Raw genomic sequence first — 18,911 nt, 5'->3', positions numbered from 1 at the left:
GATCCTGCTTGAGGGGTGGCACCGAAGCCGCAGCCCACGGAGATGACTAGATACAATCGTTGCATTCTATGTGAAGGCCCTTTAAGCTGTGATCGACTCTAAAACTTGGATGTGTTTGATTTGCGGTTGGATTTATGACGAAGCAGAGGGTTCACCTGAGCACGGCATTGCACCCAATACACCATGGGATCAGGTTCCGATGAACTGGACCTGCCCCGAGTGTGGGGCCCGCAAGGAAGACTTCGAGATGGTTCAGATTTGAGGCGCACCAGCATCATGTGCTGCTGCGTTGTTTTTTTCTCCATCAGGAGCAGTAACAATTGACTACAACAGGCGCATCTTTCAAAGTGCTCGTGGTGGATGACAGCAACACCATCCGTCGAAGCGCCGAGATTTTTCTCAAGCAGGGGGGGCACGAAGTCTTGTTGGCCGACGACGGCTTTGATGCTTTGGCCAAAGTCAATGATTACCAGCCTCAGCTGATTTTCTGCGACATCCTCATGCCCAAGCTCGACGGGTACCAGACCTGCGCCATCATCAAGCGCAATGCCCGTTTTGCAGATACTCCGGTGGTGATGCTGTCCTCCAAGGATGGTGTATTCGACAAAGCGCGCGGGCGCATGGTCGGCTGCCAGGAATATCTCACCAAACCGTTTACCAAAGACCAGTTGCTGCAAGCCGTGCAGCAATTTGGCAATGCCCAACAAGGAGCGATGTAATGCCCATCCAGAAAGTATTGGTCGTCGACGACTCGAAGACCGAGTTGATGTTTTTGACCGACCTGCTTCAGAAAAAAGGCATGCAGGTACGCACCGCAGAAAATGCCGATGAGGCTTTCCGCCGTCTGGCGGAGGAAAAGCCCGACCTGATCCTCATGGACGTTGTCATGCCCGGCCAAAACGGCTTCCAGCTCACACGTGCCATCACCCGCGACCCGCTGTACGCCGATGTGCCCATCATCATGTGCACCAGCAAGAACCAGGAAACGGATCGCGTCTGGGGGATGCGGCAGGGTGCGCGCGGCTATATCACCAAGCCCGTGGATCCCGCTGAACTGCAGGCCAAAATTGACGCTCTGAACTAAGGCTGCGGCGCGTTCATGGCCAACCGCGAAGCCCTGCGAGAGCTCCAGACCCGACTTGCCAGCCGCCTTCAGGCTGCAAGAACCGAAGGGTCCTCTGTTTCATCCTGGCTGGCTGTCGAGTCGGCCGGGAGTTTTTACTTGCTGCCACTGGGTCAGTCGGGGGAGATCTTTCCCTGGGTCTCGATCCAGGCGGTGCCCTACACCCAGCGGTGGTTTCTGGGTGTGGCCAACCTGCGCGGCGGGCTGGTCGGCGTGGTGGATCTGGCAGGCCTTCTGGGCTCAGCCGCTCCGCGCACGGAGCAGGCCTTGTCGGAAGCCAGCCTGCTGGCCTTCAATGCTGCCCTGGAGGTCAATGCAGCGTTGCTGGTGGATCGCCTTGCGGGCCTGCGTGGGACCGATGCATTTGTGTCTTCTGAGCCGCCCGCCGAGGATTCGCCCGCGTTCTTTGGCACCACCTATATCGATTCCAGCGGCACACGCTGGCAGGAGCTGAACTTGCAGATCCTGTCCCAACATCCCGCTTTCCTGAGCATCAGTGCTTGAGTTTTTCTGTAAGGCTGCACCATGTCCGTCGTCAATCAATTTGGAAAACTGTTCAACCGGAAACCTGCCACGCCGGAAACCGGCGCGACTGCCGGCGCCGCCGACGACGGGCAGGATCTTCTTGCCACGGGTTCGCTGGATGGTGCGCAGCTGCGCGACACCTACCAGGCTGAAGCGATGAACAGCGTGCAGGGCGATCCAGATGGTTATTCGCCAGAACTGGCCGCATCGGACGCAGAGGAAGACCTGATCGCGCTGCCGGTGCTGGGGCGTGCCACGGCCGCCGCTCACCAGCGGCGATTGCTCGCGCTCCTTGGTATCGGTGTGGCGGTTCTCGCGTTGATTGCCTTCTGGGTGCTGCAGCAGGCAGACCGATCAGCTCAGCAGCTTGCGGCTACCGGCCAATCCCTGATGCAATCACAGCGTCTCGCCAAGTCCGTATCTCAGGCTCTGGTGGGTAGTCCCCAGGCCTTCCCGGACGTGGTGGAAAGCTCCGGCGTGCTGGCGCGCAATGTGCGTGCCCTCAACGCGGGTGATGGCGAACTTGGCGTGGAATCCCTGGGCGAGCCCTACAAGCCCGATCTGGACGCCGTGAACCCGCTCATGGAACGTGCAGAGCGCAATGCCAGTGTGGTGATGGGTCAGCAGAAGATCCTGACCCAGGTGGGCGATGCTCTGCGCACCATCAACCGCCAGTCCTCGGACCTGCTCGAAATCGCAGAAACTGTGTCGTCCCTGAAGCTGCAGCAAAACGCCCCCGCTGCCGAGATTTCTGCGGCTGGCCAGCTGGTGATGTTGACCCAGCGTATCGGCAAGTCCGCCAACGAATTCCAGACCATGGAAGGCGTGAGTCCTGAGGCTGTGTTCTTGCTGGGCAAGGACTTGAATTCGTTCAAGGAAATCGCCCAAGGCCTGCTGGACGGCAGCCCGGAACTGCGTCTGGCTGCCACCAAGGATGCCCAGACCCGCGAACAGCTGGAAGCTCTGGTGAAGCTCTATGAGCAGACCCGCACCCAGGCCAGCGCCATTCTGGGCAACCTGCAAGGTCTGGTGTCGGCCCGTGAAGCGCAGTCCGCCATCATTGCTGACAGTGAGCCTCTGCGCCGTCAGCTCGAAGGACTGCAAACCAAACTGTCGGCCCAGACGGGTGTGGGTGGCGGCCAACTGGCAGCTCTTGCGCTTGCTGGTTTGTTTGTGATCTTTTGCGGTGTGGGCATTTCTCGTGTTCAGCTGCTCGACAGCCGTGGCCGCCAGGCGGCTGCTGAAATGCAGCAGAAGGACGCCAAGCGCCAGGAGCAAGAAGCCAAGCGCGTCAACGACGCCAACCAGGCTGCCATTTTGCGTTTGATGAATGAACTGCAATCGGTCGCTGAGGGTGACTTGACGCAAGAAGCCACGGTGACGGAAGACATCACGGGCGCCATTGCCGACTCGGTGAACTACACGGTGGAAGAGTTGCGCCAACTGGTAGGCAGCGTGCAGAACACGGCGACCCGCGTGGCACAAACGACGGCGCAGGTGGACAACACCTCCACCGAACTGCTGGCAGCATCGACCGAGCAACTGCGCGAAATTCGCGAAACCGGCCGCTCGGTGCTTGACATGGCGACCCGCATTAACGAGGTGTCCACACAGGCGCAAGAATCCGCCACGGTGGCCCGCCAGTCGCTGCAAGCGGCTGACTCCGGTCTGCAGGCCGTGCAAAACGCCATCGGCGGTATGAACTCCATCCGTGACCAGATCCAGGACACCTCCAAGCGGATCAAGCGACTGGGCGAATCGTCGCAGGAGATCGGTGAAATCACGGAGCTGATCTCTGACATTACCGAACAGACGAACGTGCTGGCTCTGAACGCAGCCATTCAGGCCGCATCCGCTGGTGAAGCCGGTCGTGGCTTCTCGGTGGTGGCGGAAGAAGTGCAGCGACTGGCCGAACGTTCCGCTGATGCGACGCGCCAGATTTCTGCGCTGGTGAAGGCGATTCAGACCGACACCCAGGATGCCGTGGCCGCTATGGAGCGTTCCACGCAGGGGGTGGTGGAAGGGGCCCGCCTGTCTGACAGCGCCGGTACCGCGCTGACCGAGATTGACCGCGTGTCGCGTCGCCTCGCCGAACTGATTGAGCAGATTTCGTCTTCAACTTCGCGGGAAGCCGTTTTGGCCAACGAAGTGGCCGACAACATCCAGCACATTTTTGCGGTGACCGAGCAGACGGGTGAAGGTACCCGTACCACAGCGCAGCAGGTGCGCGAGCTGTCGCACATGGCTGAGGAACTGCGCCAATCGGTGGCACGGTTCAAGATTGCCTGACGCTGTAGTCATCAACCAGCTGGCTCATAGCAGCCGGGGACGAATCCATGTCATCTATTGATGTCAACAATGCACCGGCCGCGGATGGGACCCAGGGGGATCAGGACCTGGGTCCTTTGGCGTGGGTGCTTGACGAACTGCGCAAATCTCTGGATGGCGCTGTCAAGGCCATGCGCCGTTTTGTGCGAGATGCAGAAGCCGCACGCGAGTCGGATCTTGCAGCGCTGGACGCAGGCCCACTGCGCATCGCTCGCCAGCAGTTGCACCAAGCGTGTGGTGCGCTGGAAATGGTGGGCATGGGCCCTCCAGCTTTGGTCCTGCGCGCCATGGAGTCGGCAGTCCAGAAGTTCGTTCAACGGCCTGAGACCTGCAGCGACGATGCTGCCGCAGTGATTGAGCGTGCGAGCTTTGCGCTCATCGAATACCTGGAAACCGTTCTGGCTGGCAAGGCCGCGTCGCCTGTCGCGTTGTTTCCCCAGTACCGCGATGCCCAGGCCCTGGCAGGTGCAGACCGTGTCCATCCGGCCGATCTGTGGCCCGTGGAACGCCGGTTTCGCGAGCCCGAGGGGGCTGTTGCAGCCACGCCGCTGCCCTACGGGCCTGAGGCGCGTGCTCGCCTGGATGCGGCAGTTCTAAGAATCGTCAAATCCGGCGATCTCAGGGCTTCGTTGAGTTTGCGGGATACCTGCCTGGGATTTGTGGCATCCCAGCAAGACCGCCAGTCCCGCGCTTTCTGGAAGATATGCGCAGGCTTTTTTGAGGCTTTCGGCTCCGGCCTTTTGCCTGCAGACGTCTACGTCAAGCGTGTGGCATCCCGCGTGCTGATGCAGTACTCCACCCTTGCCAAGGGTGACACGACGATTGCAGACCGCTTGGTTCAGGATCTGCTGTTCTTCTGTTCGCAGGCCAAGCCAGCCGAATCCAATGACAGTGCTGCTCCGTCTTTGCAGGCGGTCCGGCAGGCTTTTGCCCTTGATCGGTTCAAGCCGGTGGACTATGAAGCAGCCCGTTTTGGCAGGTTTGATCCTGCCATGCTGGCGCAGGCACGCAAGCGAATAGCTGCTGCCACGGAAACCTGGTCTGCCCTGGCGGGCGGCGACCGCAACAAGCTCAAGCCAGCGGCGGACCAATTCAGTCTGGTCTGCGACTCGCTGCGCAAGCTGCACCCCGGTAGCGAAAGCCTCGCTCAGGCGCTGACCCGCGCGCTGGAATCCACCACCCGCTCGGGTGAACCTCCTTCGGCCGCGCTGGCCATGGAAGTAGCCACCTCGGTCTTGTATTTGCAAGCAGCCTTTGAAGAGCTGGATGCGGACGGCAATCAGATGGAAATCCGCGCGGGCCGACTGGCAGAGCGCCTGGATGCGGTGGGGGCGGGCGCTGAGCCAGAACCTCTCGAGCAATGGATGGAAGAGCTGTACCGCAGGGTCAGCGACAACCAGACCATGGGCAGTGTGGTGGACGAATTGCGCTCCACGCTCGGCGAGGCGGAAAAGGCGCTGGACCAGTTCTTCCGCAGCCCGCAGGACACTGCAGTCCTGGCAACCGTACCGGGGCATCTTGCCCAAATGCGCGGCGTGCTGTCGGTGCTGGGGCTGGACCAGGCATCGCTCGCCGTGGTTCGCATGCGCGACATGGTGGAGCGTTTGCTCATCAATGAAGTCCCCGAGTCGGACCGCCAGGGCGTGTTCGAGAAACTGGGCAACAGCTTGGGCGCCCTGGGCTTCCTGATCGACATGCTCAGCTACCAGCGCACCATGGCGCGCAAGCTGTTTGTGTATGACGAGGAACTGGGCGAGTTGCGCATTCTCACGGGCAAGAGTCGGCCGCGTGCCTCGGATGCTTTGGAAGAGACTCCTGCCAAGCTGGAGGAGCGGTCGGCCGTTCCCCTGCCTGACGTGGTGCCGCGTTTTCCTGTGCAGGAGCCGCTCAGCGAGCCGACCGATTTCGGTTCGCTGCCTTCGTTGCCGGACATGCCCGCAGCGACCGCCGCTGAGCCATTGGCTCCCGTAGAGGCGGATTCGCTGGCCCCTGATATTTCGTTCGATCTGCCCGCTGTGGCGGGCAGCGAGCCGGCGCCCTTGCCCCTGGCTGTGGCAGCGCCCGCACCAGCCCCTGCGCAGGTGCCTGAAGTCGAGGACGAATTGCTGGAGGTCTTCCTGGAAGAGGCGCGCGAGGTGGTAGTCAATGGTCTGGCTGCGATCGAGGTGCTGAAGGACGATCCGGGCAACCTGAGTGAGCAGACCACGCTGCGGCGTGCCTTTCACACGCTCAAGGGCAGTTCGCGGATGGTGGGGCTGAACGATTTTGGTGAGGCCGCCTGGTCCATGGAGCAGTTGCTCAATGCCTGGCTGGCTGAGCAAAAGCCCATGCACCCTGGTTTGCTGCAGCTTTCTTCCGACGCGTTGCGGGCCTTCAGCCGCTGGGCGGACGACATTGCGGCGGGCCAAGCCTCTGGCTGGCAACCGGACGCGTTCCGGCAATCTGCGGATGCCATGCGCCTGGATGGAACCCTGTTGCCGCTGGTGGTGCCGTCTGCCGACGGAGAAGCCCCGGTCCTGGCTGAAGTGGCACTTGAGCCTGAGGTGGCTGTGCTGGATGACCTGCCTCCTGAGGTGCCCGCGCCAACGGTTGCAGAAGTTCCGAAGGTCGTGGAAGAAGAGCTGGCGATGCCGGACTTCGAAGCCACCGAAATTTTCGACCATGTGCCCGAACTGCCGGCAGAGGCGATCGCTCCAGCCCCCGAGGTGGCCGAGGAGATCGATTTCTCCGTGTTCGCCGCTGCGCTCAATGAGGCGCCTGCTGCTCCTGAAGCTATCGCCCCCTCCAGTGTCGACTTTGTTCTGGATCTCGAACTCCCAGACCTGGAACCTGTCGCGACCGCTCCCGAGGTGGAGGCTCTTTCGCAGGCACCCGTGGTGCCCGACGAACCTGCAGTGGATGAGGCCTTTGTTCTGCCTGTCGAGTCGCTCGATGACATCGAATCCCATGAAGTGCCGAGCGAGACAGAGCCCGAGCATCAGCTGTCGGGTGCCGATGGGTCGGAATCTGTGGGTCAGGATGTACCCGCCGAAGTCATAGAAGCCGCAGAGGCTGTGGCCTTTGAGGCTGCCTCTGAAGTGCCGCAGGCCATCGAAGCCGTGCCGCAGGAGCCGGAAGACAGCGCCAGCGATGAAGCGGTGAAGGTCATTGACACCCTGCGCATTGGCATCCCGCTCTATAACGTTTATCTGAACGAGGCCGACGAGTGGTCGCGCCGATTGGTGACCTGCCTGCAGGAATGGTCGCTGGAGCTGCACGAACCTCTGCCCGATATGGCCGTGGCATTGGCGCACTCGTTGGCGGGCAGCTCGGCCACGGTGGGGTTCAATGCCCTGTCAGAGATGGCCAGGGTGCTCGAACACGCGCTTCAACACGTGACGCTGCAGTCTGGCGGCACACAGGAGCAGGCCCAGGCCTTCATGGCAGCGGCGGAAGACATCCGTCGTTTGCTGCACCAGTTTGCGGCAGGTTTCCTCAAGGAACCAAGTCAGGAGGTGCTGGAGCAGCTGCGCCAGATCCTGCAAACCGAGGTGGACAACACCTTGTCACCGCCTGAAGAGGAGGCTGCAGACGAGTTGTTGTCGGTGCAGGACCAGACTGCTCCGGTGGAAGCAGAAGTGGTGCAGCCACTGCCACCTGCCGAACCCGAGCCGGACCTGCAAGCCATGCCGGAGCCTGCGGCTGTTGTGGGCCCCAAAGGGCATGTGGCCCCTGCTTTGTCGGCCGTCATCCACGACCACGATCAGCGTATTGATGATGCGATCGCCCATGCTGTGGCGCTTGGCTCGGATGTGGACGACGATATCGATGCGATTGACGTTATCGACCCGGATCTGTTCCCGATCTTTGAGGAAGAGGCTGCCGAGCTGTTGCCACAGCTTGGTGGTGCGCTGCGCCAATGGGCCTCGCGTCCCGACAACCTTGGTGCCCGCAGTGAAGTGCTGCGTGCGTTGCACACCCTCAAGGGAAGTTCGCGCCTGGCAGGTGCCATGCGCCTGGGTGAGATGGCCCACCGGCTGGAATCCGCCATCGAGCAGCTTGACGCTGAGACGGTGACATCCGATCAAATCGAGCCTTTGCAGGGTAGTTTTGACGGCATCCAGGCGAACTTTGATGCGCTGCGTGCGATTGGCCAGGGGCCCGCCGATACGGTGGTTTCTCTGCCCGTTGAAACACCGCGCAGCCAGCCTGAAGCCTCCGAGGCCCCATCAGCTCCAGTGCCAGCAGCAGCACCCGCGTCTGCCGCGTCCTCTGCTCCGGCGGTGCGCCTGCCTGGTCCTTCGCAGCTCGCGCCTTTGCGTGTTGCTGCTAACCAGTCGGTGCGGGTGCGTGCCCAGTTGCTGGACCGGTTGGTCAATCAGGCGGGTGAGGTGATGATCAGCCGCTCGCGCCTGGATGTGCGGCTGGGTCAGTTCCGCAGCTCGCTGACTGACCTGTCGGGCAATTTGGACCGTCTGCGCCAGCAATTGCGGGACATCGAGCTGCAAGCTGAATCGCAGATGCAGTCGCGCCTGGCCTTGTCGAAGGACTCGGCGGCGGGCTTTGATCCGCTGGAGTTTGACCGCTTTACCCGTGTGCAGGAGCTCACACGCATGATGGCCGAGTCGGTGAACGACGTGGCCACCGTGCAGCGCAACCTGCAGCGTGCCATGGAAGGTGCGGAAGACGACCTGATTGCCCAAGGCCGCCAGGCACGGGAGCTGCAGCGCGACTTGCTGCGCACCCGCATGGTGGAGTTCGAAGGCATTGCGGAACGTCTGTATGCCGTGGTGCGCCAGGCCTCCAAGGAAACCAACAAACAGATCAAGCTCGACATCACCGGCGGCTCCATTGAGATGGACCGTGGTGTGCTGGACCGCATGACCCCCGCGTTCGAGCATCTGTTGCGCAACTGCGTGGCCCATGGCATTGAAGATCCGCAGGTGCGCACGGCTGCAGGCAAGCCTGCATCGGGCACGATCACCGTGGAGTTGCACCACGAAGGCAACGACGTGTCGGTGGAGTTCCGGGATGACGGTGCCGGACTGAACTTGCCCCGCATCCGTGAAAAGGCGTTGGCGCAGGGCATTGTGGCGCCCGATACCGAGTTGAGCGATGCCGAAGCTGCCAACCTGATTTTCATGCCCGGGTTCTCCACGGCTTCCGAGGTGACCGGCTTGGCAGGGCGTGGTATTGGCATGGACGTGGTGCGTGCCGAGATCAATGCGCTGGGCGGTCGGATCGAGACCTCGACAGAAGCTGGCAAGGGCGCGGCCTTCCGCATGGTCCTTCCCTTGACCACGGCGGTGACGCAGGTGGTGATGCTGCGCGCGGGTGACCTCGCGATCGGCGTGCCGGCCAACGTGGTCGAGATCGTTCGGCGCACGTCTGCGGCAGACCTGGAGGTCGCATACCGCACGGGCCATTTTGATGACGGCATGGAGCAACTGCCTTTCTTCTGGGCTGGAGCGCTCCTGCAGGCTTCTTCCCGCAGCAACGAGCCTGCTGGAAAGACGCGCCCTGTGGTGATCTTCCGCAGCGCATCACAGCGCATCGCCATGCACGTGGACGAAGTTCTGGGCAACCAGGAAGTCGTGGTGAAGAACCTGGGTCCGCAGCTGTCCCGTTTGCCCGGCTTGGCTGGCATGTCGGTGCTGGCGTCGGGTGCTGTGGTGCTGATCTACAACCCCGTGGCGCTGGCGACGGTGTATGGCGACCAGGTGCGTGCCGCCAGTGCCGGTCTGCCTTCAGTGCTGGAGGCCGATGGCTCTTCGGGTACGGGCAAGTCGGTCGTCTCGCCCCAGTTGGCGGGCCCCAGCCAGGTGCCCCTGGTTCTGGTGGTGGACGATTCGATCACGGTGCGTCGGGTTACGCAGCGTTTGCTGCAGCGCGAAGGCTATCGTGTGGCGCTCGCGGCCGATGGCTTGCAAGCGCTGGAGCGTCTGCAGGAAGAGCGCCCCACCGTTGTGCTGTCCGACATCGAAATGCCACGCATGGACGGGTTCGACTTGGCGCGGAACATCCGTGCAGACGGTGCGCTGCGCGATCTGCCCATCATCATGATCACGTCGCGCATCGCTGAAAAGCACCGCGAGCATGCGATGGAGCTGGGCGTTAACCATTACCTGGGCAAGCCTTACTCCGACGAAGAACTGCTGAGCCTCATTCAGCACTACGCCCGCATCGCGGCAACCGCAGAGGCCTAGCCAGCATGCATGTGCACCACAGGTCTGCCTTGAACCGGCGGGCCTGTGGCCTGCCAATATTCCTGTTGGTGCGGGCCACGGCCACGGCAGCTTCCCTTTGGAGGCTGTCCTGATGGAGCCGACGGCAACTGTTCCTTCTCCGGACCCTCGCCTCCTGGCTTGTCTGGCTGTGGTGGTGCGGGAAAGGGCGTCTGATCTATTCATCATGGCGGGTGCGCCACCCACGCTCAAGCGGCAGGGCGTGTTTGTGGCCATGGGGCAGCAGCAGCTGTCCGCCGACGATGTCAGGCAGATGGCGTATTCCATCCTCCGCGAAACGCAGCGGCAGGAGTTCGATGCCACCATGGAGTGCGACCTGTCCTTGCAGACCCCGGAGGGCGAGCGGTTTCGTGTGAATGTGCACCGGCAGCGTGGGCAGGTAGGCATGGTGATCCGCCATGTTATTGCCCAGATCCCCAGCCTGGCGGCGCTCGGCCTTCCGCCCGTGCTCCAGCAACTGGCGTTTCTCAAAGGGGGGCTGGTGCTCACGGTAGGGTCGGCGGGTTCTGGCAAGACCACCACATTGGCCGCGCTGCTGGACCACCGCAATGCCCACACGGGCGGGCATATTCTGACGGTGGAAGACCCCATCGAATACCTTCACACCCACAAGAAGTCACTCGTGACACAGCGCGAGGTGGGGCTCGATACGCTGTCCTATGACGAGGCCCTGCGCCGCGCGATGCGGGAAGCGCCGAACGTGATCATGATTGGTGAAATCCGCGACCGGGCCACCATGCAGCACGCGCTGCACTATGCCGAGTCCGGCCACCTGTGTGTTTCCACACTGCATGCCAACAATGCGAACCAGGCGGTGCAGCGCATTGTGAATTTCTTCCCCGAAGACGCCCACCGCCAATTGCTCATGGACCTGTCCCTCAACCTGCGCGCTGTCGTAGCGCAGCGCCTGGTGGCGGGGCTGGCGGGTGGCCTAGTGCCTGCCACCGAAATCATGCTGCTCACGCCCTATGTGGCCGAGCTGATCCAGAAGGGGCAGATCGACGAACTCAAGACCGCCATTACCCGCAGCGCAGAGCAAGGCATGTGGAGCTTCGACCAATCCTTGCTGGCCATGGTCGAGTCCGGTGCCATATCGCCCGAAGAAGCGATTGCCAATGCCGATAACCGCACCGATGTGCGGCTGCGCCTTCGGCTGGCGGCGGGGGCGCCGCTGGGGGGCGAGGGCATGCAGATGAGCCCGGATGAGCCCGCTGGGCCCGACAGCGTTCCACCGCCTGCCACCCGCCGGTGAGTGCGGGGATCAGACCGCAGCAGACTTTACGACCGCATACCGCTCCAGGGTGCGGTGCCGCGCCGCGTCGTGCTCCGCCACCGGCAGCGGGTAGGTATCCCCCAGCCGCACTCCCGCATCCTGCAACTCCAGCGGGCGCGCCAGCCAGGGCGCGTGCAACGCCTTGGTAGGCAAACTCGCCAGCTGCGGCAGATAGCGGCGGATGAACTTGCCCTCGGGGTCGAACTTTTCACTCTGGCTCACGGGGTTGAAGATGCGGAAATAGGGCTGGGCATCGCACCCGCTGGAGCTGGCCCATTGCCAGCCACCGTTGTTGGCGGCCAGATCGAAGTCATTGAGGTGCGTGGCGAAGTAGGCTTCGCCCCAGCGCCAGTCGATGCCCAGATCCTTGACCAGGAAGCTCGCCACCACCATGCGCAAGCGGTTGTGCATGTAGCCCGTCTGGTTGATCTGCGCCATGGCCGCATCCACCAGCGGGTAGCCCGTGCGCCCCTCACACCAGGCGGCAAACAGGGTGTTGGCCTCGGGGCCTGATTCCCACTGGATCGCGTCATACGCGGGCTTGAAACTGTGGCCCACCACATGGGGATGGTGGTGCAGGATCTGAAAGTAGAAGTCCCGCCAGATCAGCTCGCTGAGCCAGGTGGCGGCGCCCCGGTTGCCTTGCAGCATCAGCCCATGCGCGGTGCGGGCCAGCAGGCGCGGCGAGATGGTGCCAAAACGCAGGTGCACGCTGAGGTAGCTGGGCCCTTTGACAGCTGGAAAGTTGCGCGTGTCCTCGTACCGCTCGATGCGGCCCAGGAAGTCGTTGAACAGCCGCTGCGCGCCGCTGGCGCCCGTGGGCAGATTGAGCTGCGATAGGGCCGTGGCCTCAAAACCCAGGCGTGCCAGGGTGGGCACCGCCTGGCAGTGCGCCTGCGGGCGCGGTGCCAACCGGTGTGCATGGCGCTCCACGGGGTAGCCGGTGAGTTGAAACGCATCCACCTTCTTGAGCCAGGCGTTCTTGTACGGTGTGAACACGCTGTACGGATTGCCGGTCTGCGTCAGCACCTCGCTGCGTTCCAGAATGGTGTGGTCCTTGAAGGTGTGAAATGCCCTTCCGGCAGCGGCCAACCGTGTGCGCACCAGGCGGTCGCGTTCCAGGGCCTGGGGCTCGTCATCGTGGTTGGCAAACACGGCCTGCACGCCCAGGGCGTTGGCCAGTTCTGGAATGGCATCACTGGCCACTGCATGCAGCACGATGAGGCCACCCTGTTCATGCCTGGAAAGCGTGCGCAGCGTTTCATCCAGCTCCACCAGCGACTCGCGGATGAACTCCACCCGCCGGTCAGCCCGGGGCAGGGCGTCGATGATCTCGCGGTCAAAAACAAAGGCGCAGTGCACCTCCTGGCATTGAGTCAGTGCGCGGTAAAGAGCGGCCTGATCGTTCGCCCGCAGGTCGCGGCGGAACCAGACCAGACCGCTGGGGTACGAGGGCTCGGAGGAGGGGGCCATGTTCACCGTTAAAATTGCCGAATGTCTTTCGATTCTGCGCCCATCAACCTGACGCATCACTTCCTGATTGCGATGCCCGGTCTGGAAGATGAGTCTTTCTCGCGCAGCGTCGTTTACCTGTGCGAGCACAGCGAACGCGGTGCACTCGGCCTCATCATCAACAAGCCTTCTGACATCACCCTCAAAGGCCTTTTTGACAAGGTAGACCTGTCCCTGCGGCGCGAAGATCTCACCCAGGAACCTGTTTTCCAAGGCGGCCCGGTGCAGACCGAGCGCGGTTTTGTGTTGCATGAGCCCATGCTCATGGACAAGGCAGAAACCGATGAATCGGCATATGCCTCCACCATGACCATCCCCGGCGGGCTGGAGATGACCACCTCCAAGGACGTGCTCGAAGCGCTGTCCACGGGCGCAGGCCCGCGCCGCGTGCTCATCACGCTGGGGTATTCGTCCTGGGGTGAGGGCCAGCTTGAATCGGAGCTGGCCGAGAACGCCTGGCTCACCGTGGCGGCCGATCTGTCCGTGATCTTCGACACCCCTGTGCCCGAGCGCTACGACCGGGCCCTTTCGCTGCTGGGCCTCAAGGCCTGGATGTTGTCGCCCGAGGCGGGGCACGCATGACCGGCCTGCCCGTTCAGCCCGCCGTTCCTGCGCATTTCCAGACCTTTCTTGCTTTCGATTTTGGCCTCAAGCGCACGGGGGTCGCCACGGGCAACCGCATGTTGCGCAGCGCCACGCCGCAGGCCACCATCAAGGCCGAGGGCGACGCCCGTTTTGTGCAGGTGGCGCAGCGCATCAAGGAGTGGCAGCCCGACGCCATCGTGATCGGCGTGCCCTACCACCCTGATGGCGCGAGCCATGAGAACACTGAACGCGCGCTCAAGTTCGGCCGCCAGCTGCGCGGCCGCTTTGGTTTGCAGGTGTTCGAGGTGGACGAGCGTTACAGCACCACCGAAGCCATCGCAGGTGGCGCCAAGGATGCCGACGCCGCTTCGGCCTGCATCATCCTGGAACAGTTTTTGAGGAATCTCCCATGACCACCCCCTCCCCCGGAGTGTCCGGCAGCCTGGTGCTTGATGCCGAGGCGCTGTACCGCGAACTGCTGCGCGGAGTGCGCAGCATGCTGACCCCCACCACGCGCCTGGCGGGCATTGCCTCGGGCGGCGCCTGGCTGGCCGAGCGCCTGCAAAAAGACCTGGGCCTCGAAGGGCCCGCAGGCGTGCTGTCGTCGGTGATGCACCGCGACGACTTCGCCCAGCGCGGCCTGTCGGCCAGCGCGCAGACGGCGCTGCCGTTTGATGTGAACGGTGCCGATGTGCTGGTGCTCGACGACGTGCTCTACACCGGCCGCACCATCCGCGCCGTGCTCAACGAGCTGTTCGACTACGGCCGCCCCGCCAGCGTGCGCCTGGCCGTGCTGGTGGACCGGGGCGGGCGCGAGCTGCCCGTGCAGGCCGACTTTGCCGCCGCGCGTGTGGCCCTGCCTGCCGCCCAGTCGCTGGCCCTGGCGCGTGACGACAGCGGCATCTTCCAATTCCAAGTCAAAGAGGCCTGACCGTGCTGCACAAGCGCAACCCCCAACTCAACGGCAACGGCGAACTCATCCACCTGCTGTCCATCGAAGGCCTGCCGCGCGACATCGTCACGCACATCCTCGACACGGCGGCCAACTTCGTGAGCGTGAACGACCGCGAAGTGAAGAAGGTGCCCCTCCTGCGCGGCAAGAGCGTGTTCAACCTGTTTTTCGAGAACAGCACGCGCACCCGCACCACCTTCGAGATCGCGGCCAAGCGCCTGTCGGCCGACGTGCTCAACCTCGACATCGCGCGCAGCTCGGCCAGCAAGGGCGAGTCGCTGCTCGACACCATCGCCAACCTCTCGGCCATGGCGGCCGACCTGTTCGTGGTGCGGCACAGCGAGTCGGGCGCGCCCTACCTCATCGCGCAGCATGTGGCGCCCCATGTGCATGTGATCAATGCGGGCGACGGCCGGCATGCCCACCCCACGCAGGGGCTGTTGGACATGTACACCATCCGCCACTATAAGAAGGACTTCAGCAACCTTACTGTGGCCATCGTGGGCGACGTGCTGCACTCGCGCGTGGCGCGTTCTGACATCCACGGCCTCACCACGCTGGGCTGCGCCGAAGTGCGCGTGGTGGGCCCGCGCACGCTGGTGCCGTCCGACATGGCGCAGATGGGTGTGCGCGTGTGCCACACGCTCGAAGAAGGCATCAAGGACGCCGACGTGGTCATCATGCTGCGCTTGCAGAACGAGCGCATGAGCGGTGCCCTGCTGCCGTCGAGCCAGGAGTATTTCAAGAGCTTCGGCCTCACGCAGGAGAAGCTGCAACTGGCCAAGCCCGACGCCATCGTCATGCACCCCGGCCCCATCAACCGGGGCGTGGAGATCGACTCCGCCGTGGTCGATGGCAAGCAGAGCGTGATCCTGCCGCAGGTGACTTTCGGTATTGCGGTCCGTATGGCTGTCATGTCCATCGTTGCTGGTAACGAAGCATGACGCTTGGAATGAATACTCCTGTTTTCATAGCTGCTAGCGCATATCCAATAAGCGCTAGCAGCCAATTTGGCTTGAAATCATGAAGATACTGATCCAGAACGGCCGTGTGATCGATCCCGCTTCGGGGCTTGACCAGACCTGCGACATCGCGCTGGCGGCAGGCCGCATCGTGAGCGTCAACCGCGTGCCCCCCGACTTTGCGCCCAACCGCACCATCAATGCTGCTGGCTGCATCGTGTTGCCCGGCCTGGTGGACCTGGCGGCGCGCCTGCGCGAGCCCGGCCACGAACACGAAGGCATGCTCGAATCCGAAATGGCCGCCGCCGTGGCCGGTGGCGTGACCAGCCTGGTCTGCCCGCCCGACACCGACCCCGTGCTTGACGAGCCCGGCCTGGTCGAGATGCTCAAGTTCCGCGCCGAGAAGCTGCACCAGGCGCACCTGTTCCCTCTGGGGGCCCTCACGCGCAATCTTGCAGGCGAGGTGCTGACCGAGATGGCCGAGCTGACCGAATCCGGCTGCGTGGGCTTTGGCCAGGCCGAGGTGCCGCTGGCCAGCACCCAGGTGCTGCAGCGCGCGCTGCAATACGCCGCCACCTTTGGCTACACCGTGTGGCTGCGCCCGCAAGAGATGCACCTGGGCAAGGGCGTGGCTGCCAGCGGCCCGCTGGCCACGCGCCTTGGCCTGTCGGGCGTGCCCGTGGCGGCCGAGACCATTGCGCTGCACACCATTTTTGAACTGCTCAAGACCACCGGCGCCCGTGTGCACCTGTGCCGCATCAGCAGCGCTGCCGGTGTCGAGTTGCTGCGCCGCGCCAAGGCAGAGGGCCTGAAGGTGACGGCCGATGTCAGCATCAACTCGCTGCACCTCACCGACGTGGACATCGGCTTCTTCGACAGCCGCGCCCGCCTGTCGCCCCCGCTGCGCCAGCAGCGCGACCGCGATGCGCTGAACGCTGCGCTGGCCGACGGCACCATCGACGCCCTGGTGTCTGACCACACGCCGGTCGATGAAGACGCCAAGACCTTGCCATTCGCCGAAGCCGAGCCCGGCGCCACGGGGCTGGAGCTGCTGCTGTCGCTCGCGCTCAAGTGGTCGCAGGACAGCGGTGTGCCCCTGCAGCGTGCGCTCGCCACCGTCACGTCCGAACCCGCGCGCGTGCTCGGCAGCGCCCTGGGCACACTGCAGGCCAGCGTCGGCCAGATCGTGGAAGGTGGCGTGGGCGACCTGTGCATCTTTGACCCGCAGGCGGCGTGGACGGTGCAGGACGACGCATTGCGCAGCCAGGGCAAACACACCCCGTTCTCGGGCTACGAACTGCCTGGCTGTGTGCGCATGACCCTCGTCGGTGGCCAGGTGGCTTTTGACCGGGGTTGAGGTAGTGCGACGCTGCGAGGCCCTGCGGTGAAGTCTTTGCGTGCCTGCTGGCGCCTGCTGCGCCTGCTGGGCCACATTGTCAAAGGGCTCGCCATCGTGGCGTTGCGTTTTCCAGCGCTCTCGCCGGACCAGCAGCATGCCCGGGTGCAGGTGTGGTCGCTGCAGCTGCTGGCGCACCTTGGCATCAGCCTGCGCATATTGGGTCAGCCCCCGCTCACCGGCCCGGTGATGCTGGTGGCCAACCACATCTCGTGGCTTGATATCCCGGTGATGCACGCGGCGCGGCATTGCCGCTTTGTCTCCAAGTCCGACGTACAGGGCTGGCCGCTGATCGGTACCCTGGCAACTGCCGCAGGCACGCTCTACATCGAGCGCAGCTCGCGCCGTGATGCGCTGCGCATGGTCCGGTCGATGCAGGAGGCGCTGGAGCGGGGCGAGGTGCTGGCCGTGTTCCCTGAGGGCACCACGGGCGATGGGCGCGAGATGCTGCCTTTTCACGCCAATTTGCTGCAAGCCGCTGTGGTGGCGCAGGCGCCGGTGCAGCCCGTGGGCCTGCGTTTTGCCGACAAGGCCACGGGTGCCACCAGTTTTGCGCCCAGCTACATCGGCGACGAAACCCTGGTGGGCTCCATCTGGCGCACGCTGTGCGCTCCGCCCATCGAGGCCGTGGTGCACTACGGCCCGCCCGAGCTGGCGGGTGATCGCGACCGCCGCATCTGGACTCAGCACCTGCACGATACGGTCGACAACCTCCGTCGCAGCTGATCAATAGAGCCCAAGGCATGACTTGGGTGTATGGATGATTCCGAGGACTGGCTGGAGTAGTTTCATTGTCGGCAACCTCCATGGACAGTGCGGCAGGTTCCCTCAGTGTTTGATATCGCTACGCCGAATGGTGGTGATCGTACTATGTGTGAAAAAAATCACACTTCAGTAACTGATTGTGTTCAATTGCATTAAAACAATCTATCATAAACATCCTTTGATCAAGAAATTTCACTGCCGGATTTGTCATATGTCATTTGATTGGGCGGTGTGGCAGCTAAATTTTATTTAATAAATTTTGTTTAATTAGCAGGAGGAATTGCCATGGGAAGGATTACTAGTTCCTACACGTTCGAACAGTCGGGAGATGAGTTTTTATTTAAGGTTGTTGCGGCGGAAAATAGGGTTCCAGTTATTAGAAGAATTTTTTTGGCTTTTGTTATTGCCGCGCTTCTTGGGTATGCGCTGAATTTTAAGGGTGATCTGGGGTTTATTGTAGGCTGTGCATTATTTGTTGGGCTTTATTTCGGCATAGGTAAGTTCATTGTCGCGGCGGACAAAAAACACCGGGGTCAAGGAGGCGGATTTAAGGCATCTTCCCGAGGCGTCGTGCTGAGCACTGGGGAGGAAATTCCCGTTGAACGCATACACCGTCTCATATTGAGAAACAGTTTTTCGAATGTGAATATTCCGCTAGTGGTCGGCGGAACCGGCGCGGTGGGCGCCATGTCAGTAGGCCTTGGACAGGCAGCAATCGCCGATCAAAACCGGAATATCGCTATTGGCTACAAACTGGACGTCGAATTTGGAGGTAGTGCTAGAACCTTGGCTAGCGGTATGACCGAAACTACAGCGTATGGGCTGATGAAAGACGTAGGGGGCATACTCAGGCTGGCGGCATAATTATGTGGTTTAGCGAAAATTCTGTCGAATCAACGCTCCTGTGATTCAGACGCAAGCAATCCGGGTTTTCCCGGTATTTCCTCAGCAGTCTTTTATGACTGCTATGGAAAGTGCAGCTGTGGCCTGCCGAGCATGCTTGGCAGCGCCCTTATTCCGTATATGCAGGTTGCGCCCACCGCCCTCAGCGCAGGTGTTTTGGCTGCTTTTTTCGGTGTGGCCTGGGCCACGCAGCTGACATCGCAAAGCAGTCGCCCAATCGCCTACACGACGCGCTTTTTTGAGGCTGCAACGCTGGCCAGTCTGGTAATGCAGATAGCGCACCGTCTACCCTAATATGGTGTTTAAGACACCGAGGCAATGCGCTTGGGTTTGCTGTGCGATATGTCGGCGATGGCGGGGTTG

General features: G+C 62.5%; 15 protein-coding genes. 14 read left to right on the top strand and 1 reads right to left on the bottom strand.

Annotated elements, in window-relative coordinates; genetic code table 11:
• Positions 1 to 88 precede the first annotated feature (88 nt).
• From NFX52_RS23510 to NFX52_RS23480, 7 genes are all read left to right on the top strand, one after another.
• Positions 89 to 262 (top strand): rubredoxin, encoded by a 174-nt coding sequence (locus NFX52_RS23510; protein ID WP_008903269.1) that lies wholly within the window; start codon positions 89 to 91, stop codon positions 260 to 262.
• 58 nt (positions 263 to 320) lie between these two features.
• Positions 321 to 719 (top strand): response regulator, encoded by a 399-nt coding sequence (locus tag NFX52_RS23505; RefSeq protein WP_034692846.1) that lies wholly within the window; start codon positions 321 to 323, stop codon positions 717 to 719.
• Positions 719 to 1,084, top strand: a complete 366-nt coding sequence (locus NFX52_RS23500; RefSeq protein ID WP_010459520.1) for a response regulator — start codon at positions 719 to 721, stop codon at positions 1,082 to 1,084. Before NFX52_RS23505 ends, NFX52_RS23500 begins: the two co-directional genes overlap by 1 nt.
• Positions 1,085 to 1,099: 15 nt before the next feature.
• Positions 1,100 to 1,627: a chemotaxis protein CheW gene (locus NFX52_RS23495; protein WP_055393363.1), complete on the top strand. Its 528-nt coding sequence runs from the start codon at positions 1,100 to 1,102 to the stop codon at positions 1,625 to 1,627.
• A gap of 21 nt (positions 1,628 to 1,648) precedes the next feature.
• Positions 1,649 to 3,937, top strand: coding sequence for a methyl-accepting chemotaxis protein (locus NFX52_RS23490; RefSeq protein ID WP_055393361.1), 2,289 nt, complete (start codon positions 1,649 to 1,651; stop codon positions 3,935 to 3,937).
• 47 nt (positions 3,938 to 3,984) lie between these two features.
• Complete coding sequence (locus NFX52_RS23485; RefSeq protein ID WP_055393359.1) at positions 3,985 to 10,161, top strand: hybrid sensor histidine kinase/response regulator; 6,177 nt, start codon at positions 3,985 to 3,987, stop codon at positions 10,159 to 10,161.
• Positions 10,162 to 10,273: 112 nt separating this feature from the next.
• On the top strand, positions 10,274 to 11,452 hold the full coding sequence (locus NFX52_RS23480; RefSeq protein ID WP_055393357.1) for a PilT/PilU family type 4a pilus ATPase: 1,179 nt from the start codon (positions 10,274 to 10,276) through the stop codon (positions 11,450 to 11,452).
• A gap of 9 nt (positions 11,453 to 11,461) precedes the next feature.
• Here the strand turns inward: NFX52_RS23480 and NFX52_RS23475 are convergent, their stop codons facing one another.
• Positions 11,462 to 12,946, bottom strand: a complete 1,485-nt coding sequence (locus NFX52_RS23475) for a cryptochrome/photolyase family protein (protein ID WP_055393355.1) — start codon at positions 12,944 to 12,946, stop codon at positions 11,462 to 11,464.
• Positions 12,947 to 12,967: 21 nt separating this feature from the next.
• Between NFX52_RS23475 and NFX52_RS23470 the strand changes: the two genes are divergently transcribed.
• The 7 genes from NFX52_RS23470 (at position 12,968) to NFX52_RS23440 (ending at position 18,509) form a co-directional block, all read left to right on the top strand.
• Complete coding sequence (locus tag NFX52_RS23470) at positions 12,968 to 13,567, top strand: YqgE/AlgH family protein (RefSeq protein WP_055393353.1); 600 nt, start codon at positions 12,968 to 12,970, stop codon at positions 13,565 to 13,567.
• Positions 13,564 to 13,983: a Holliday junction resolvase RuvX gene (gene ruvX, locus NFX52_RS23465; RefSeq protein WP_055393351.1), complete on the top strand. Its 420-nt coding sequence runs from the start codon at positions 13,564 to 13,566 to the stop codon at positions 13,981 to 13,983. The genes NFX52_RS23470 and ruvX overlap by 4 nt, the downstream gene beginning before the upstream one ends.
• Positions 13,980 to 14,501, top strand: coding sequence for a bifunctional pyr operon transcriptional regulator/uracil phosphoribosyltransferase PyrR (pyrR, locus tag NFX52_RS23460; protein WP_055393349.1), 522 nt, complete (start codon positions 13,980 to 13,982; stop codon positions 14,499 to 14,501). The genes ruvX and pyrR overlap by 4 nt, the downstream gene beginning before the upstream one ends.
• Positions 14,502 to 14,503: 2 nt before the next feature.
• The gene (locus NFX52_RS23455) at positions 14,504 to 15,466 is read left to right on the top strand and encodes an aspartate carbamoyltransferase catalytic subunit (RefSeq protein ID WP_008903259.1); all 963 of its coding nucleotides are present in this window, start codon (positions 14,504 to 14,506) and stop codon (positions 15,464 to 15,466) included.
• 79 nt (positions 15,467 to 15,545) lie between these two features.
• Positions 15,546 to 16,841 (top strand): dihydroorotase, encoded by a 1,296-nt coding sequence (locus tag NFX52_RS23450; protein WP_055393347.1) that lies wholly within the window; start codon positions 15,546 to 15,548, stop codon positions 16,839 to 16,841.
• A gap of 27 nt (positions 16,842 to 16,868) precedes the next feature.
• Positions 16,869 to 17,606, top strand: coding sequence for a lysophospholipid acyltransferase family protein (locus NFX52_RS23445; protein WP_055393345.1), 738 nt, complete (start codon positions 16,869 to 16,871; stop codon positions 17,604 to 17,606).
• Positions 17,607 to 17,930: 324 nt separating this feature from the next.
• A complete protein-coding gene (locus NFX52_RS23440) occupies positions 17,931 to 18,509 on the top strand; it encodes a hypothetical protein (RefSeq protein ID WP_055393344.1) in 579 nt (192 codons plus the stop codon).
• Positions 18,510 to 18,911 lie beyond the last annotated feature (402 nt).

It is taken from the genome of Acidovorax facilis, assembly GCF_023913775.1.
Classification (GTDB): Bacteria; Pseudomonadota; Gammaproteobacteria; order Burkholderiales; family Burkholderiaceae_C; genus Acidovorax; species Acidovorax facilis.
Note: the sequence above shows the minus strand (reverse complement) of the source record. Positions and strands in the feature narration are given on the sequence as shown.

Coding starts and splice junctions, on each gene's coding strand:
- NFX52_RS23440 (WP_055393344.1), top strand. CDS start 17,931: ATGGGAAGGATTACTAGTTCCTACACGTTCGAACAGTCGGGAGATGAG.
- NFX52_RS23480 (WP_055393357.1), top strand. CDS start 10,274: ATGGAGCCGACGGCAACTGTTCCTTCTCCGGACCCTCGCCTCCTGGCT.
- NFX52_RS23495 (WP_055393363.1), top strand. CDS start 1,100: ATGGCCAACCGCGAAGCCCTGCGAGAGCTCCAGACCCGACTTGCCAGC.
- NFX52_RS23450 (WP_055393347.1), top strand. CDS start 15,546: ATGAAGATACTGATCCAGAACGGCCGTGTGATCGATCCCGCTTCGGGG.
- NFX52_RS23490 (WP_055393361.1), top strand. CDS start 1,649: ATGTCCGTCGTCAATCAATTTGGAAAACTGTTCAACCGGAAACCTGCC.
- NFX52_RS23485 (WP_055393359.1), top strand. CDS start 3,985: ATGTCATCTATTGATGTCAACAATGCACCGGCCGCGGATGGGACCCAG.
- pyrR (WP_055393349.1), top strand. CDS start 13,980: ATGACCACCCCCTCCCCCGGAGTGTCCGGCAGCCTGGTGCTTGATGCC.
- NFX52_RS23500 (WP_010459520.1), top strand. CDS start 719: ATGCCCATCCAGAAAGTATTGGTCGTCGACGACTCGAAGACCGAGTTG.
- ruvX (WP_055393351.1), top strand. CDS start 13,564: ATGACCGGCCTGCCCGTTCAGCCCGCCGTTCCTGCGCATTTCCAGACC.
- NFX52_RS23475 (WP_055393355.1), bottom strand. CDS start 12,946: ATGGCCCCCTCCTCCGAGCCCTCGTACCCCAGCGGTCTGGTCTGGTTC.
- NFX52_RS23470 (WP_055393353.1), top strand. CDS start 12,968: ATGTCTTTCGATTCTGCGCCCATCAACCTGACGCATCACTTCCTGATT.